Annotated in this window: 19 protein-coding genes; 18 read left to right on the top strand and 1 reads right to left on the bottom strand. The window is 55.3% G+C overall.

Annotated elements, in window-relative coordinates; translation table 11 throughout:
• Positions 1–4: 4 nt before the first annotated feature.
• Positions 5–691, bottom strand: coding sequence for an RluA family pseudouridine synthase (locus tag PGR29_RS04475; protein ID WP_316424129.1), 687 nt, complete (start codon positions 689–691; stop codon positions 5–7).
• 178 nt (positions 692–869) lie between these two features.
• Between PGR29_RS04475 and PGR29_RS04470 the strand changes: the two genes are divergently transcribed.
• The 18 genes from PGR29_RS04470 to PGR29_RS04385 all read left to right on the top strand — a co-directional run bounded on the left by PGR29_RS04470 (position 870) and on the right by PGR29_RS04385 (position 16,583).
• On the top strand, positions 870–1,439 hold the full coding sequence (locus tag PGR29_RS04470; RefSeq protein ID WP_316424128.1) for a tyrosine-protein phosphatase: 570 nt from the start codon (positions 870–872) through the stop codon (positions 1,437–1,439).
• Positions 1,440–1,742: 303 nt separating this feature from the next.
• Positions 1,743–2,525, top strand: coding sequence for an ABC transporter ATP-binding protein (locus tag PGR29_RS04465; protein ID WP_316424127.1), 783 nt, complete (start codon positions 1,743–1,745; stop codon positions 2,523–2,525).
• Between the two features lie 15 nt (positions 2,526–2,540).
• Positions 2,541–3,497, top strand: a complete 957-nt coding sequence (locus tag PGR29_RS04460) for an ABC transporter substrate-binding protein (protein WP_316424126.1) — start codon at positions 2,541–2,543, stop codon at positions 3,495–3,497.
• The gene (locus PGR29_RS04455) at positions 3,494–4,501 is read left to right on the top strand and encodes a FecCD family ABC transporter permease (RefSeq protein ID WP_316424125.1); all 1,008 of its coding nucleotides are present in this window, start codon (positions 3,494–3,496) and stop codon (positions 4,499–4,501) included. Before PGR29_RS04460 ends, PGR29_RS04455 begins: the two co-directional genes overlap by 4 nt.
• A gap of 477 nt (positions 4,502–4,978) precedes the next feature.
• Positions 4,979–5,203, top strand: a complete 225-nt coding sequence (locus PGR29_RS04450; protein WP_228306513.1) for a hypothetical protein — start codon at positions 4,979–4,981, stop codon at positions 5,201–5,203.
• A gap of 70 nt (positions 5,204–5,273) precedes the next feature.
• On the top strand, positions 5,274–6,617 hold the full coding sequence (gene tssK, locus PGR29_RS04445) for a type VI secretion system baseplate subunit TssK (RefSeq protein WP_316424124.1): 1,344 nt from the start codon (positions 5,274–5,276) through the stop codon (positions 6,615–6,617).
• Positions 6,614–7,279: a type VI secretion system protein TssL, short form gene (gene tssL / locus PGR29_RS04440; RefSeq protein ID WP_316424123.1), complete on the top strand. Its 666-nt coding sequence runs from the start codon at positions 6,614–6,616 to the stop codon at positions 7,277–7,279. The genes tssK and tssL overlap by 4 nt, the downstream gene beginning before the upstream one ends.
• Positions 7,276–8,955, top strand: coding sequence for an OmpA family protein (locus PGR29_RS04435; protein WP_316424122.1), 1,680 nt, complete (start codon positions 7,276–7,278; stop codon positions 8,953–8,955). Before tssL ends, PGR29_RS04435 begins: the two co-directional genes overlap by 4 nt.
• Before the next feature lie 200 nt (positions 8,956–9,155).
• Positions 9,156–11,534: a type VI secretion system Vgr family protein gene (locus PGR29_RS04430; protein ID WP_316424121.1), complete on the top strand. Its 2,379-nt coding sequence runs from the start codon at positions 9,156–9,158 to the stop codon at positions 11,532–11,534.
• Between the two features lie 39 nt (positions 11,535–11,573).
• Positions 11,574–11,831, top strand: coding sequence for a PAAR domain-containing protein (locus tag PGR29_RS04425; protein ID WP_087860650.1), 258 nt, complete (start codon positions 11,574–11,576; stop codon positions 11,829–11,831).
• On the top strand, positions 11,828–12,988 hold the full coding sequence (locus tag PGR29_RS04420; RefSeq protein WP_316424120.1) for a hypothetical protein: 1,161 nt from the start codon (positions 11,828–11,830) through the stop codon (positions 12,986–12,988). The genes PGR29_RS04425 and PGR29_RS04420 overlap by 4 nt, the downstream gene beginning before the upstream one ends.
• 2 nt (positions 12,989–12,990) lie before the next feature.
• Entirely contained in the window at positions 12,991–13,749 is a 759-nt protein-coding gene (locus PGR29_RS04415; RefSeq protein ID WP_316424119.1) for a DUF4123 domain-containing protein, read from the top strand.
• Positions 13,750–13,805: 56 nt separating this feature from the next.
• The gene (locus tag PGR29_RS04410; protein WP_316424118.1) at positions 13,806–14,375 is read left to right on the top strand and encodes a DUF3304 domain-containing protein; all 570 of its coding nucleotides are present in this window, start codon (positions 13,806–13,808) and stop codon (positions 14,373–14,375) included.
• On the top strand, positions 14,348–14,497 hold the full coding sequence (locus PGR29_RS04405) for a hypothetical protein (protein WP_155956335.1): 150 nt from the start codon (positions 14,348–14,350) through the stop codon (positions 14,495–14,497). Before PGR29_RS04410 ends, PGR29_RS04405 begins: the two co-directional genes overlap by 28 nt.
• 120 nt (positions 14,498–14,617) lie before the next feature.
• On the top strand, positions 14,618–15,187 hold the full coding sequence (locus tag PGR29_RS04400; protein ID WP_316424116.1) for a DUF3304 domain-containing protein: 570 nt from the start codon (positions 14,618–14,620) through the stop codon (positions 15,185–15,187).
• The gene (locus PGR29_RS04395; RefSeq protein WP_316424115.1) at positions 15,160–15,507 is read left to right on the top strand and encodes a hypothetical protein; all 348 of its coding nucleotides are present in this window, start codon (positions 15,160–15,162) and stop codon (positions 15,505–15,507) included. Before PGR29_RS04400 ends, PGR29_RS04395 begins: the two co-directional genes overlap by 28 nt.
• Positions 15,508–15,690: 183 nt before the next feature.
• Positions 15,691–16,260: a DUF3304 domain-containing protein gene (locus PGR29_RS04390; protein WP_316424114.1), complete on the top strand. Its 570-nt coding sequence runs from the start codon at positions 15,691–15,693 to the stop codon at positions 16,258–16,260.
• Complete coding sequence (locus PGR29_RS04385) at positions 16,233–16,583, top strand: hypothetical protein (RefSeq protein ID WP_316424113.1); 351 nt, start codon at positions 16,233–16,235, stop codon at positions 16,581–16,583. Before PGR29_RS04390 ends, PGR29_RS04385 begins: the two co-directional genes overlap by 28 nt.
• Positions 16,584–16,688 lie beyond the last annotated feature (105 nt).

Genomic DNA, 16,688 nt, shown 5'->3' with positions numbered 1-16,688 from the left:
CGAATCAGAAAGGAGTGGGCTGGCGCGCCGCTATCGCTTCACCGCTGACCGGATGGTGAAAATGCAGTTCGCTGGCGTGGAGCATCAGTCGTGAGGCCTGATGTGCCGCCAGCCCTCCGTAGAGATCGCAGCCGAGAATCGGATAGCCGAGATGCTGGCAGTGGATGCGTAGCTGATGGGTGCGTCCGGTTTCCGGTTGCAATCGTACGCGAGTTACCGCCAGCGAATCACTGGCTGTTGGCAACCATTCTCGTGATAGCACCTGAAAGCGCGAGCGCGCCGGTTTACCGTTACGCGCGCTAATCGCCATCCGTGGAAACAGCGCCGGATCTTTGGCAATCGGCGCGTCTATCACCCCTTCATCTTCCTCTGGATGCCCACACAACAGGGCGTGATAAACCTTGCTTACCGCCCGCTGGCTGAACTGCTGACACAGCGCGGCGTTGATCGTTTTGTTACGCGCCACCACCATCAGCCCGGACGTCCCGAAATCGAGCCGATGCACCAGCGTGCACCCCGGAAAATCCTGCACCAGGCGATGATGGACTGAATCCAGGTTGTGCGGGTTCTTCCCCGACAGGCTGAGCAGACCGCTGGGTTTGTCGATCAACAACAAGTGTTCGTCCTCGTAGAGGATGTTAATCTGCGCGGAACAAGGTGGGGCGATAAAGGTATCAATTACGGTAGGCATGGGCAGGCGCTGCTTAAGGGTGAGGGCGGATGATAGCGAAATTACCGGCCACAGGCGAATGAATTTGATGGCTATCAAAGGAGATTGGAACGGTTAACAATTCGGATTGCGCTCACGGATATTATTAGATATTCAACTATCAGCGTAAATATTCCGCGGTAAATGAAAAGGATTATTCATGATATTGCTAATTAAGGACGGCATTTATTCTTGCGTTAAATGGTTACTATTATTAATTAGCCTGACCGCAGGATTATCCGCTGCGGCAAGCGAAAATCTGCCGGATAATTTTTATCGCGTCACGCCTGAGTTGTATCGTTCGGCGCAACCCAATCGACTGCAGATGCAGAGCCTGGAGCGTATAGGAATACGCTCAGTGTTAAATTTGCGCCAGTGGCACAGCGATGCTCACGAAGCGCAGGGCACGGGGCTTATTTTGTATAGGGTGCCGATGAACGCGGCTGCGATTAACGACGATGATGTGGTGATTGCGCTGAGCTTTTTACATCGTGCGGTAAAACCGGCGCTGGTACACTGCTGGCACGGCAGCGATCGTACCGGGATGATTGTCGCGCTCTACCAACTGCTGTTTAGCCATGCGACAAAGTCAGAAGTGCTGGCGGAACTGCACCGCCCGGAATATGGCTATCACCAACAGTATTATCCCGACATTGCCCGCTATATTGAGTCGATCGATGTAGAACAATTGCGAGCACGGGTGCTGAGTTTATCCGCAGGAAAATTTTAGCGAGCCGTCATTTTTAACGCACAAATTATCGTCATAAAGATTGTTATCGCCATATAGCCAAACCATAGTGCGGCAGTTATCCCTGTGATTATGGTGAGGAATAGTTATTGTTATGTTTAATGAGTAAATAAGAGCTGCCAACAGGCGATACAGCGAAAAAAAACTGATCGAAAATTTAATTTGTCATTATTTTAGTGTGGGTATATTCCTTGAATCGTTAGTAAAATCCACAGGCGCGGAATTGCAGTTGATAGGCGAACGTGGTACAACAATTGTTATGTTATAACATAACCAGCGAGTCATATGAACGAACCTGCGATCCTGCACGTTGACGGGATAAGTCTTAACGCCCGGCGTGGTACAACGATACTTGATGATATCCAGTTCACGCTCCATACCGGCGAAAAGCTGGCGGTCATTGGCCCCAACGGCAGTGGTAAATCAAGCCTGCTGCGGACGATCATTGGCGACGCTCGCCCGGATAAAGGAACGCTGTACTGGCAGGGGTGTCCACTACGGCAACTGTCGCCACAAGCGCGTGCGCGGAAAATTGCTTTCCTGTCACAAAACGATACCCCTGATTTGCGCCTGACGGTGGAAGAGTATGTTCAATTGGGGCGTTTACCGTATCGTGAATCACCCTCCTCGGCACAGGGACGGCGCATCGTGGATAGCGTGATTAGCGATACGGGGCTGCAGCCTTTACGCCATCGCCCGCTGGGAAACCTCTCCGGCGGTCAGCGTCAGCGCGCCGCGCTCGCCCGCGCGCTGGCGCAATCACCCGCATTACTCCTGCTGGATGAACCGACCAATCACCTCGATCCGCTGGCGAGAAGCGAGTTGCTTACCCTGGTAAAGCGCACAGAGGTTGCGGTGATTGCGGTGTTACACGATCTTGCCGCGGCTGAAGCCTTTGCCGACCGAATGCTGGTTATCCACCACGGCAAGCAGATGATTTGCGACGTACCCGAGGCTGCGCTGCACCCCAACGTAAGCTATCCGGTTTTTGGCATGACCAGTTTTCGCGTGGCGCATCCCGTTAGCGGTAAAGCGCTACGCATTTTTGAAGTTCCTCATCGCGCTTAATGACCTCGAGTAAATATGAACAGACTTTTAACTATTTTATGGCTGCTGTTAAGTAGCCCGTTCGCGTTAGCTAATCCCTTTCCCGTTACCGTGGACAGCTGCGGTAAACCCATCACCTTTAATCAACCCCCACAGCGTGCGGTGATTAACGATCTTAATATGGCGGAAATGGCCTTTGCGCTCGATCTCCAGGATCGGATTGTGGGGCTAACCGGCATCACCGGCTGGTATAAACTAACACCACAGTTCAAAGCAGCGATGGGGGCCATCCCCGAGCTGGCGCCTAAATACCCGTCGCTGGAAACGCTGCTGGCGGTCCGGCCGGACTTTTTCTTCGCCGGCTGGAACTACGGCATGAAAATTGGCGGCGATGTGACGCCGCAGACGCTGGCGCCATATGGAATTAACACGCTGGTATTGAGTGAAAGTTGCGTACAGGCCGGCGGGCAGGCAAAGAAAGCCGACATGAGTTTGCTTTACAACGATGAACTCAAGTTGGGTAAGATTTTTGGCAAGCAACAACAGGCCGAGGCGTTGGTGGAAGGGTGGAAACGTCGGCTGGCGAATCTGCCAGCAAGGGCAGCGGATATGCAGCCGCAGCGGGTCTTCGTCTATGACTCCGGCGAAGATAAACCTTTTACCAGCGGCAAGTACGGGATGCCGACGGCCATTATCGAGGCGGCCGGGGGACGCAACGTGATGGATACTCTGGACGCGAACTGGACCACGACGACGTGGGAGGCGGTGGCGGCCAGCGAACCACAGGTGATTATTCTGCTCGATTACCAAACCGGCACGGGAACCGAGGCGCTGCAGCACGTGCTGGAATCTCATCCACTGATGAAATTGACGCCCGCCGTCCGGCAGCAGCGTTATCTTAAGCTACAGTATGCTGAATTGACTCCGGGTCCGGCGAATATTGCGGCGGTTGAGAAGCTGGCGCATCACTTATACGCCACGGACGTGAAATGAAGCCGTCAGTGCAACGTTTTCTTCTGTGGACGGCGCTGGCATCCGTCGTTTTATGCGGCATGATGATAGCGAGTCTGCAGTGGGGAAGTGTGGAACTCTCATGGCAACAAGTGATATCAGCGTTAGGGATATCATCCGCTCCCGTTCCCGAGATTTTGAAAACTATCGTCATTGACTTACGCCTACCACGGAGCCTGCTGGCGGCGTTGACCGGCGCAGGACTGGCGATCGCCGGCTTGCTGTTACAGACCACAACACGTAATGAACTGGCCGATCCATTTTTGTTTGGTCTCTCTTCAGGCGCTTCCGCCGGCGCGGTGCTGGTGATCACCCGCTTCGGCGATGTACTGGGGGCGTTTACGCTGCCGGTCTCGGCCTTCGTCGGCGGGATATTATCCGCGCTGGCGGTGATGATATTGTTTCGCGTCAATCAGCTAAGGCGGGCGGAACAGTTAATTATCTGCGGCCTGGCGGTGTCGTTTCTTTTCAGCGCGCTGACCAGCTATCTGGTCTTTTCCGGCGACCAGCGAGCGGCCGGTTCGTTGCTATTCTGGTCATTGGGCGGTCTGGGACTGGCGCGATGGGACAACTTGTTCATTCCATTATTGAGCCTGGGGTTGTTGAGCGGATTTACCCTGCGTCGCTGGCGGGCGTTGGATGCACTGCTGGCGGGGGAGCAGACGGCCTGCTCGCTGGGCGTCGATGTGCAGCGTTTGAGAAGCGAAACCTTTCTCTGCTGCGCGTTGGCTACCGCTTTACTGGTCTCTTTAACCGGGGTCATTGGTTTTGTCGGCCTGATGGTTCCTTATCTGGCGCGTCGGGTCGTTGGCGTCAGGCACCGGCTGGCCGTACCAATGTGCGGTCTGCTGGGCGCGATATTGCTCATTGGCGGCGATATACTTAGTCGAAGTCTGATAGCGAATCAAGAATTACCGATTGGTATTATTACTGCCGGGCTTGGCGGCGCGTTTATTGTTAGTCTGCTAATGCGGGCAACACGATAAGCCGAGCCACCGGAAAATAGCGGTTGACCCATTATTGCGCGCAAATAATGGGTTCTATTATTTAAATGAATGTGACTCGCCGATTATAAAGGTACTCTCCGCCGTTGAAGGGGGAACTTTTCTGGATAGAGCGCTTTTGGTCGAGGTGGATTTTTTTAAATGATTCGCCAAAAATATAATTGGACAGAAATTTTTTTCAGGCCACGATTGTTGCGGCATGGCGGTAAGTAATGATTTAAATCAATGAAACAGACATCATTGGCGCATGACCCGTTAGTTGGTAAGTTCCTGGTTTAATTCCCTGCTCAAAACGCATGAGGCCACGCGATATATTGAGATATTGCAATTGTTGGTTATTTTATTCGTTATTCCCGTGATGAATATTCTTGATATCAATCTAAATATAGTTCATTAATTCGGGTGGTTAACGGTAACCAGTGATTCATTCTGATGTGGTTCAGATATATAAGGGGTGTAATGAACAGCGCTTTCCCAGGTGAGCGACTCAATACCCGTATTCCTTCACTGTTGTCACTGCATATCGAAATTGAACAGAGGGCCGTCAAACTGACGCTTAAATCCCAGGCCGTTAGTCGTTCCGGTAATATTAAAGCCCACCCAATATTCGTTCAAGAAAAAATAAATACCAATAACAATAATTCAAGTTTTTCTGTTTCTGAGTGCCGTTCGCCAGTGAGTTAGCAAGGTGAAATTAAATTTGGAGTTTAAGAACACCTTATTAGAGAAGCGAGAGTAACGCACAGGAGGTGCGATGAAGACATTACGACCACTGTGGGGCAGGGGTCAGATGATCTCCCCACAACATTTTCAACAACAGGTGAACCAGGCGGCCTGGCAAAGCGAATGTATCGCCCGTCTGGGAGTGATGAATCCCTGGGGCGTCATCCGCGTCGAATTTGACGCCGCTCTGCTAAAGCAAGGGACACTGAAAGCCAGCCACCTGTACGTACGCTTTCCTGATGGAACGCTAATTGACAGTGATAATGCTGATGCGCTGCCTGAAGCCATGGTATTGCCGCAAGCGGACTGCCATGAATTAACGGTGGTGCTGGCGCTGCCCCATGAGCATGGCAACGGCGGCAACTGCTTGCAGGTGGAGCAACGTGCAGAGCGTCCGGTACGTTGGCGCCAGGCCTGGCGAGAAGTGCGCAACAGATATGGCGAAGACAGTCGACAAATTGCGGTGATGCTTGCGCAACTGACGCTGCGCACTGCGGATGACGATAACGGCGATTATCAAACCGTCGCCCTCGCCAGGCTACGTCGCGACAGTCAGGAGTGCTGGTCGCTGGATGAGGACTTTATCCCACCGCTACTGAAAGTGTTGGCCAGCCGCTGGCTGCACGAACAAACGGAACAATTGACGAATCAACTGCGCACGCGCCTGCAACGCCTGATGGCCATGCGCCGGGAGAGCAACGCCAGGATGGCGGATTTTGCGGTGGCGGATGTATCACTGTTCTGGTTGCTGAACGCGCTCAACAGCGCGGAGCCGGTGTTGAGCCATTTTCTGCGTCATCCCCAGGTACATCCGGAACGGCTGTATGAAGCGCTGGCCAGCCTGGCGGGCAGCTTGCTGACTTTCTCCCTTGACCACACCACGGCGGATATCCCGCTCTATCGCCATCAGGCGCTGACCGAAGTCTTTCCACCGCTATTCAAATTACTCGGCGTACTGCTCGAAGCCAGCCTGCCATCCCGGGTTGTGGCGATTGAAATGACGCACGATGACCGGCGTAAGCGCTGGCATGCCCGCCTGCACGATCCAAGGTTGCGCGAAGAAGCCGATTTTTATCTCTCGGTGCGTTCCGCGCTGCCTGCGTCGCAACTGCTGGAGCAATTTCCGCAACAGTGTAAAACCGGCAGCCCCGATGAGGTTGACCGGGTGGTCAACGGTTCGCAGCCCGGCATTCCGCTGAAAGCCATGAGCCATGTTCCCGCCGCTATTCCGCTGCGCCTTGAGAATCAGTATTTCACCCTTGATATGACTCATCCGGCGGCGCAGGCGATGCTGGCGGAAGGGAGTTGCGTCTTTTACGTGCCCGGCCTGCTGGGCGATCCTGAACTCGAACTGTATGCGGTGCTGCGCTCATGACCCAGGATATCAATATTGATGCTCTGCTGGCGGATAGCTGGCTAACGGTGACGGAACTGCGTCTTGGCGCCAAACTGGCCGAGGGGGAGGGGAAACTTCTTTGGCAGCGTTGTGTAGATAACATTGAACAGGTGATGGCGCAGCTGGTCGCCGCTGATGTCAGCGAGACGAACCGCCAGCACATCCTCTATGCGTGGTGCGCGCTGCTGGATGAAACCGCGAAAGGCCGCAAAGAGGAAGATGACGCCTGTATCGCCTGGTACGACCGGCCGCTTGAGGTCAAATATTTTGGCGGCATGGAAGCCGGAGATGCGCTCTATGAGCGTATACGCCAGACGTTGCGCGAACCGGCGCCGGATATAGCTGTACTGACCTGTTTTCATCGGGTACTGGCGCTGGGCTTTAAGGGGCGCTATAGCCTCAATGATCCGGCGCGCGCAGCGCTTGTCAGCGCGCTTGGCGAGCGTGTACCGCCGTTTGCGTGCGACCCGCATCTGCCGATACTGGCCTCCCTCTCCGGGCGCCGAGGCATGGCTGACTGGCTGCGCCGTTGGCCGGTTTGCCTTGGATTGTCGCTGGCGGCGGTAGCCGCGTTGTGGTTGGGGTTGAACTACTGGCTGGATGCCCTGGTGGCGGCGTTGCGACTGGGAGGCGGACAATGAGCGCGGGCTATCCGCGCCTGCTATGGCTGTGGGGCGGGCTGCTGGCGGTGTTAATGATCCTGCTGTTTCTGCCGTTATCCACCGGTGGCCGGGTGCTGGCTGTTGGGTTGACGGCGGCGGGCGTAGCGGCCGGGCTGGTCTACGTCGGGCGCCAACAACGTGAGCGACCTGCGGATGCCGACTGGCTGGTTGAGCTACCGTCGGCGCCGTATCGACAGCCGGTTGTGCTGGTCTGCGGCGACACGGCGGACTGGCCGGGAGAAGGGGCGGTTTACCGTACGGCGCAGGGTTGCTGGCTGAGAGTCGCCACCGCCGCGTTGCAGCAGACGGCGCGTTATTTGCAGCGTGAGCGGCCGGCGCTCATCGCCCAGCTGGCAGTGATGTACTGCGTGCAGCCGCAACAACATGATGATGACGCGGCGCTGACGGCCCGGCTTCGCGAGCTGCGCTGGCAGCTTGCTCAGGTGCGGCGTGATACCCGTCGGGCGATACCGTTACTGCTGAACAGCACCCTGTTCGGCACATCGCTGGAACCGTTATGGCAGACAGCGCGTGCCGAAGAGACGATGCAGATGTGGCTGCCTGACGGCGTGCCGTGCAGCAGCGCAAGTTGGCTGATGCAGGCTGATGGCGCTCATCGCCTGGCGGCGCTGGTGAGGATGAATGCGTTTGCCCGCTTTATGCAGCAGATAGCGTTGAGCGTACTGACGGCGGCCACCGACGATGTTCCCCCGATCGCTCCGGCGGTGGTACTGTATCATTTCACGCCAGCCGGGGCGCCTGCCGTGGCGGATAATCTATGGCAGCGTTGGCTGTCTGAGCATACTTCCCTCAACTCACTACCGGGCTGGTTGCCGAAAATTGCTGCCGATGCGCGGAAACTTCCTGATTTTATTTTGCCGATACTGCCGCAGGGCGGCGGCATTACGCCGAAAAGCCGTGCTCTGCGGCGGGCATTCTGTCTGTTCTCCCTCGCGGCTCTGATTGCGCTGTGTTGCAGCGCATGGAACAACCATCAACTCCTCCAGCGGGTTGGTTTTGATGTTCAGCGTTATGAACGGACGGCGATGGACGACCATGCAGCAAAAGCCCGCGCCGTACAGATTTTACGCCAGGATGCGGCGCAACTGGACGCCTTCGCGCGTGACGGCGCGCCGCTGGCGCTCAGTCTTGGGCTCTATCGCGGCGAGCGTCTGCGCCAGCCGTTACTGGAAGCGATTCGCTCCTACGTCCCCCCGCCTCCGCCGAAAGCGGTAGAAAAAATCGTGCCGAAAATTATCCGCCTCGACAGCATGTCTCTTTTCGATACCGGCAAGTGGACGCTGAAACCGGGCTCCACAAAGCTGCTGGTGAACTCGCTGGTGGGGATAAAGGCCAGGCCAGGTTGGCTTATCGTCATCGCCGGGCATACCGACAGCGTGGGTGATGATAAATCCAACCAGACACTCTCTCTGAAGCGTGCCGAATCGGTGCGCAACTGGATGCGCGACACCGGTGACGTGCCGGAAAGTTGTTTTGCGGTACAGGGCTATGGCGAAAGCCGTCCTGTCTCCGGCAACGAGACGCAACAAGGCCGGGCGCTCAACCGCCGGGTTGAAATTAGCCTGGTGCCGCAGGCTGATGCCTGCCGTGTTGCGACAAGCTCCGCTTCATCCCCGGCGGATGGCGCTTTCTAAACCGACCATCTCATGACGCTCTGCGCGGACAGGTTTTCCTGTCCGTCGTTTTTGTTGCCGGGTACCGGGGTCAACACAACCTGCCCAACCTTGTGCGCTTTTGGGCTCCTTATCAACAGGAAACAGCGACGGGCGGTAGCGTGGCTGAAAGCGATGGAAGGGAGATAAAGAGAATGGCGTTTGATACAGGAAAATAAACCATGAATGACATAAAGCCTTTGTTTTTCAACCACAGTCATCATCTTTTACAGGTGCATGGTTGTCACTCCTTGCTGGACGTTCTGTGCTTCGAAGGCGAGGAAAACTTAAGCGAGCCTTTCCGCTATACCATTGAATTTACCAGCAGCGATCGTGCCATCACCCCGCAGCAGATGTTGCTGAAAAATGCCTCGTTGACCTTGCAGGCGCCGGTTGACCAGGGATTTGGCATTAAGATCCAGCAACCGGTGCGCGTTGTGCAGGGAGTGATCACCGCTTTTGAACGGCTTTCCACCTCAAAAGAGGAAACGCGCTACGCCTTGACGTTACAGCCGCGTCTGGCGCTACTGTCGAAGAGCCATCAGAATCGGATTTATCAGGACATGTCGGCGCCGCAGATTGTGGAGCACATCCTCAGAACCCGTCACCAGATGCGCGGTGAAGATTTTGTCTTTCAACTGGCGCATGAATATCCGCGGCGTGAACAGGTGATGCAATACGGTGAGGACGATCTGACTTTTATCTCCCGCCTGTTGGGCGAGGTGGGGATCTGGTTTCGTTTTATCGCCGATACCCGGCTCAATATTGATGTAGCGGAGTTCTACGACGACCAGCAACACTACGAGGCGGGGTTGGTATTGCCCTCGGTCGCCCCCTCCGGGCAGCATGACGGCGGGAGCGAATCGGTGTGGGATTTACAAAGCCGACACCGCGTGGTTGAGCGTTCGGTCTTCACCCGTGACTACAACTATCGTAACGCGCCGGAGGATATGAATCTCAATGTCAATGTCAGCCGGGGCGATAGTACCACCTACGGTGAAGCCTATCACTGGGCGGACAACTACCTGACGCCAGGTAATCGCTATCAGCATACTCCGGACCCGGAGAGCGGGGCCTTTTATGCCCGTATTCGCCATGAGCGCTATCTCAACCAGCAGACGCGGCTGAACGGAGAAACAAACTGCGCGGCGTTGGCTCCCGGACAGCAGCTAAAAGTGAGCGGCGGCGAGGAGGTGACGGACCTCTGGCGCCAGGGCGTGGCGATCACCGCTATTCACTGTCGCGCCCGCCGCGACCGCAGCTTCGAAGTGACATTTCAGGCCATTCCCAGTGTTGAGACCTACTGCTTTCGCCCGGCAATCATCAGCAAACCCAAGATGGCCGGGACGTTACCTGCGCGCGTCACCAGCACCAAAATCAACGATCTCTACGGCCATATCGATCGCGACGGACGTTATCGGGTGAACTTATTGTTCGACCGCGATCGCCTGCAGCCGGGCGAGGAAAGCCTGTGGGTGCGCCAGGCGCGCCCTTACGCCGGTGAAACTTTTGGCCTGCATCTGCCGTTGTTAGCGGGCACCGAAGTGGCGATCGCTTTTGAGCAGGGCGATCCCGATAGGCCCTATATTGCCGGCGCCCTGCACGATTCCACGCACCAGGACCACGTGACGCTTTACAACTACAAGCGCAACGTGCTGCGCACGCCGGCGAATAACAAGATTCGCCTTGATGATACACGGGGCAAAGAGCACGTTAAGGTCAGCACCGAATATGGCGGCAAGAGCCAACTCAACCTCGGCCACCTGGTGGATCATCAGAACACGCCGCGCGGTGAAGGGTTTGAGTTACGCACCGATAGCTACGGCGCGATCCGCGCAGGCAAGGGGATATTTATCACCGCCGATGAACAGCTGAAAGCGATGGGCGCGACCGTGGAAATGGATCCCGCGAGTCAATTGCTCGGCAGTGCCGTTGTTCAGCTCAACGACTGGCAGGAGATAGCCCGCACCCACTACAACACCCCGCCGGATGTCAGCACGTTAAAGCAGTTCGTCGGCAACGCCGTCAACCTGGCGAGCCCCGTCCTGCTGATGAGCGCGCCGAAGGGCATCGGCATCGTGACGGCGGAAACGACGCTGCTGCAGAGTGGTAAAGGACTGTATCTGCAAAGCGCCAGCGATATTGCGCTGGCCAGCGGCAATCGGCTGTCGGTGAATACCAAAAACGCTATCTCGCTGCTGTCCCACCGCGAAGGGATGCGTATGGTATCAGTGAAAGGTCCGCTGGCGATAGAGTCGCACGGCGATACCCTGGCGCTCACTTCACTGAAGGATATTACCGTTCAATCAACGCAGGGACATCTGCAGCTTACCGCCAAAAATGGCATCACCCTGGGCTGCGGCGGCGGCTACATTCGCCTGACGCCGCAGGGAGAAATCCATCTTCACAGCCCCGGTCTGCTCAGTTTTAAAGGCACGCATAAGATGCAGGGGCCGGCCGGCGAGACGTTTCCGCTTCCCGACCTTCCCACATCGATTTGTAAAGATTGCCTGATTCATGCGCAAGAACTGGCTCAGACCTTTGTTCCGCGTGCCGCCTGACAATCGCCCATTGATATAACTTACCCGGAGGAACAGACCTTGAAACCCATTATTCGGCAGGGTGATACCTTGCGTGAGCATGGCGGTACGGTGATCGGCGGCCATTATCTCTGTTTTGGTAAAGGCATTGCCTGCAAAGGCGACCAGGTGAGCTGCAATGAACATGGCCTGACGGTCATAGCCGAAGGAAGCTCTCTGTATGAAGTGGATGGTTCTCCGGTGGCTCTTGACGGGCATCGTTGCGCCTGCGGCTGTACGCTGGTGAGCTCACGCCCTGATTGCGACGTCGCGTTATGAGACAGCTCACCGACTATCTGCCTTACAAAACCGCCACGCCGCCCCGCAACGGACGGTGGTTATCCATCGGCGCGGGGCTGACGCTGATTAGCGGTGGAGGCGCGGCGTTAATGCCTGGCGAAGCGCGTGGCGGGGCGTTAATTACCGTCGCAATCGTTGGCGCCATACTTTTGGTTTTCATCATCTGGATGTTGCGTCTGCTTTATTACCGCCTGTCGGTCCACTATACCCAGTACTACCAGCAGTTGATCGATTTCGATCATCAGACGTGGTGGGCCCGGCATCAATATAGCGTTGGGCTGGTGGAAACGGTGCTGCTGGGGCCGGTGGGGTGTGAACCCGAGCACTGGCATGCGCTGCTGAAGCGAGAACATCAGACGCCAAAAGAGAAACTGGAGGCCGGTGCGCGGGCGCTGCGGCTGATTCACTCGGATATCGTTGATATCGACCTGCGCGAACAGCAGCTGGCCAGGATGCTGGCGCAACAATGGCTGGCGCAGCGAGGCGAACATCAACTTCCCTGCCTGAGCGGCTGTTACTGGCAGGGCAGCGAACCGGCATGGCGAGAATTTTGCGCCGAGCTGCGCAAGCGCTGTCCTACCGCTCAGTTGCCGCATATGGCTGAACCCTGGCAGGGCGAGGCCAGCTTATCGGAGATTACCGCACGAATGAATGCGGCCGGCGACGGGTGTTTCATTCTGGTGGCGGGGTGCCAGTCGGTAGCGGCGACGGCTGATACCGCAAGACCGGCGGGTGAATCCGCCGTGCTGTGGTTACTGGCCCGGGAGGGGGAGGCGCGGCTGACCCGCGGCGAGGTTTATGAAGGCGCCGCGCTGGAAAATATCCAGCAGGTCTGTCAGCGGGCGATGCAGCAAAGCGGGGCCGAACGTCCGCCCGATCCCTGTATCGCATTTACACAGCCGCAAATCCCGGAACTGGCGCAAAGCGGCTGGAACAGTAACCAGCTGCTGCAGGATGAAAACTGGGGGGAGACGGGGCAGATGGAGCAGCTCATCACGATTACGCTGGCGGCGATATTTGCCTGTCGCTTTCATCAGTCTTGCGGCTGGATCGCCCGCGATCCGCGTCATCCTCTCTCACTGGGCATCGTCATCGCAGCAGTCCCGGCACCGCAACCTCAAGACAAGAAGGAATGAACATGTCGTTAATGAATCAGGAATGGATTAGCAAGCTGGAACAATTTGCGCGAAAACTCGCGCTGCGCGACGTCTATCTCATTGCCGATCAAGGTGTTTTAAGCAATCCGTTGTTGGATGGCTTAAATAGACTTTCTCCTCCGGTGCAGTGGTTCTCGCTCTATCAGGGGCAACCGGAAGAGCCGCTGCTGGAGATGGCGCCTTTATTGATGCGGCTGGAGCCAGCTTGCTGGCAGCATCGTCAATGGATCGCCGATCTGATCGCCGCATTTTCCTACAAGCCGGGTCTGCTGATCTTCCTCTCACCACTGAGTTTTTCAACGCTCGCCGCCCACTTGCGCAATCTGGCCGACGGCGCATGGGAAGACCGTTCTGGTCTGGTGCGTTATTACGATACCCGCATGTTCCCGTTGTTGATGCAGCATGTGCTCACTGAAGAACAAAAAGCATGGTTTTTAGAACCGGTTTATCTCTGGAGCTACCGCGATAGAGACAACAAGATCTGCTGGCTGGAAGGCGAATGTTCGCCAGTTCTGGCAGCGATCCCGGAGGCGATCAAGATTAATTTCAGCGATGAGCAAATGATGAAACTGGATGTCGCTATCGATGCCCAGCGATTTACGGTTTCTGAAAAATTCAGCACCTTTTTTGCCACCCAGGAGGACAAATTTAACACTCTTTGGCAGCTCGGCTGGCAGGCGCATCAGCAGAATTTTGTCGGCGATTTAGCGTCCTGGTTTGAAAGCCACTTTAAGGAATAAAACATCCTCCCTTTTGATAATCAATAGGTGATGATCAGTTCTGTAAGGACACATCAATGATAAAGCATACCCGTATTTTGCCCGGCGGGCTGGCGGTGCTGACCACCGGTTTTCTCTGCCTGCTGACGGCCTGCCGCGACTACAATCGCGACGGCATGAGCGGCGCTGATATAAATGTCTATAACCACGGCCCAGACGCCATTGTTTCGATGCAGGTGAACGGTTACGGCGGGCCAAGAGCTAATCCCTACGGCGGCGGCGGCGGCTTCTGCTGCGTCATGGTGCCTGATGTCTGGCGCCCGGGTTTGACGGCTAAAATCACCTGGACTTCCGATCCTAACTCCTGGATGAAATCAAGTGAGATGCCAGATGATTATGAGACTCACTATCAGAAACATGGGCCGATTATCGTCCCTATCGAACGCTGGGAAGAGGATCAGGCCTGTGGCTTTGATGTACATATTTTTCCCTGCGATAAGGTGCGGATAGTGCGTTCCTGTCATATGCGTGACTCTCCCGAATATCCGGTACAACCTGAACCTGACGAAGAAAAAAAAGCAGATAACGTTATTTTCAAACATATTAAGGAGGACGTTATATGTCCGACACCGCAGACTCCACGCTGAATGCCCTGAAGGCGCTAATTGCCGCCTTTCAGACCGGCGCCACTCCGGTCACGGTTAAAACCTCCACTGTGGAAGCATCTGGAAAACCGGTATTAATGTCTGTAGCGGCCAATTTTATTTGAACGCTATAAATATCATTACCATAAATATCCGGGAGGCTTATATATTAATAAAAATACAATTCTGTAATTACGTCATCTCTTAATAACGACGCATTTAATTTCTTTTGTAAGGACACATCAATGATAAAGCATATCCGTATTTTGCCCAGCGGGCTGGCGGTGCTGGCCGCCGTTATTCTCTGCCTGCTGACGGCCTGCCGCGACCACAGTCGTGACGGCATGAGCGGTGCTGACATAGCCGTCTTAAACCATGGTCCGGACGCCATTGTTTCGATGCAGGTCAATGGTTATGGGGGACCGGGGGCTAATCCCTACGGCGGCGGCAGTGGCTTCTGCTGCGTGATGGTGCCAGATGTCTGGCGGCCGGGCCTGACGGCAAAAATCACCTGGACCTCCGATCCTAACGCATGGATGAAATCCAGTGAAATGCCCGATGATTATGAAACTCACTATCAGAAACATGGGCCGATTACTGTCCCTATCGAACGTTGGGATAAAGAACAAGGATGCGGCTTTGATGTGCATATTTTCCCCTGTGATAAGGTGCGGATAGTGCGTTCCTGCTATGGTCGAGCGGCCCCTGAATATCCGATACAGCCTGAGGCTGACGGACTAAAAAAAGCGCAAAACGTGCTTATAAATCATGTTAAGGAGGAGATCGTATGTCCGACACCGCAGACTCCACGCTGAATGCCCTGAAGGCGCTTAATGCGGCCTTTCAGATCGGCGCCACCCCGGTCGCTGTTAAAACCTCCACCGCAGAAGCGGCCAGTTTACCGCCACACTTTCCCGGGCCGGATGATAAAAAGGGGAAAGCGCCAGCGGATGACTCCACCCAGCAGAAAATCGAATACAACGAGCGCGGCCGCCTGCCGGCGAGCAGAACGCAGACCGAAGGCAACTATGCCAGGCAGTACCTGGAGGGGTATGTCGAGGAGTCCGATCATCAATCGGACAAAAAAAACGGAACCGGGCTGCCCCGCCAGCCTGCATACACAATTCGCTGCTGACTAATATTGCCCGGCTCTGGCCTATGAGAAACCGGTATTGATATTTGCAGCGGCCCATTTTATTTGACCGCTACAAATATCATTATCAGTTATATATGGAGGTTCATCTATTAGCATAAATACAGTTATTCAATTACGTCATTTATTAATAAGTCATCACTTTATATTTGTAAGGACACATTAATGATAAAGCATATCCGTATTTTGCCCGGTGGGCTGGCGGTGCTGGTCGCCGCTTTTCTCTGCCTGCTGACGGCCTGCCGCGACCACAGTCGCGACGGCATGAGTGCCGCTGATATAGCCGTCTTAAACCACGGTCCGGACGCCATTGTTTCGATGCAGGTGAACGGCTACGGGGGACCAAGGGCCAATCCCTACGGCGGCGGCGGCGGCTTCTGCTGCGTGATGGTGCCCAACGACTGGCGACCGGGCCTGACGGCAAAAATCACCTGGACCTCCGACCCTAACTCCTGGATGAAATCGAGTGAGATGCCCGATGATTATGAAACTCACTATCAGAAACATGGGCCGATTACCGTACCTATCGAACGCTGGGAGAAGGGGCAGGCCTGCGGTTTTGACGTGCATATTTTCCCCTGCGATAAGGTGCGGATAGTCCGTTCCTGCTACGGTCGCGCAGATCCGAAATACCCTATACTTCCTCATCCTGATGAGGATAAAAAAGCAGATAATATTATTTTTAAACATATCAAGGAGGAAGTTGTATGTCCGACGCCGCAGACTCCACGTTAAGTGCCCTGAAGGCGCTTATTGCCGCCTTTCAGACCGGCGCCACTCCGGTCACGGTTAAAACCTCCACCGCAGAAGCGGCCAGCTTACCGCCAAAGTTTCCCGGGCCGGATGATAAAAAAGAGAAAACGCCGGCGGATAAATCCACTCAGCAGAAAACCGAATACAACGAGCGCGGCCGCCTGCCGGCGAGCAGAACGCTGACCGAAGGCAACTACGCCAGGCAGTACCTGGAGGGATATGTCGGGGAGTCCGATCATCAATCGGACAAAAAAACGGAACCGGGCTGCCCCGCCAGCCTGCATACACAATTCGCTGCTGACTAATATTGCCGGCTCTGGCCTATGAGAAACCGGTATTGATATTTGCAGCGGCCCATTTTATTTGACCGCTACAAATATCATTATCAGTTATATATGGAGGTTCATCTA

The sequence above is a fragment of the Klebsiella sp. 141203 genome, from assembly GCF_032601985.1.
Classification (GTDB): Bacteria; Pseudomonadota; Gammaproteobacteria; order Enterobacterales; family Enterobacteriaceae; genus Klebsiella; species Klebsiella aerogenes.
The sequence above is the reverse complement of the archived record's forward strand: the minus strand, read 5'-3'. Positions and strand labels throughout refer to the sequence as shown.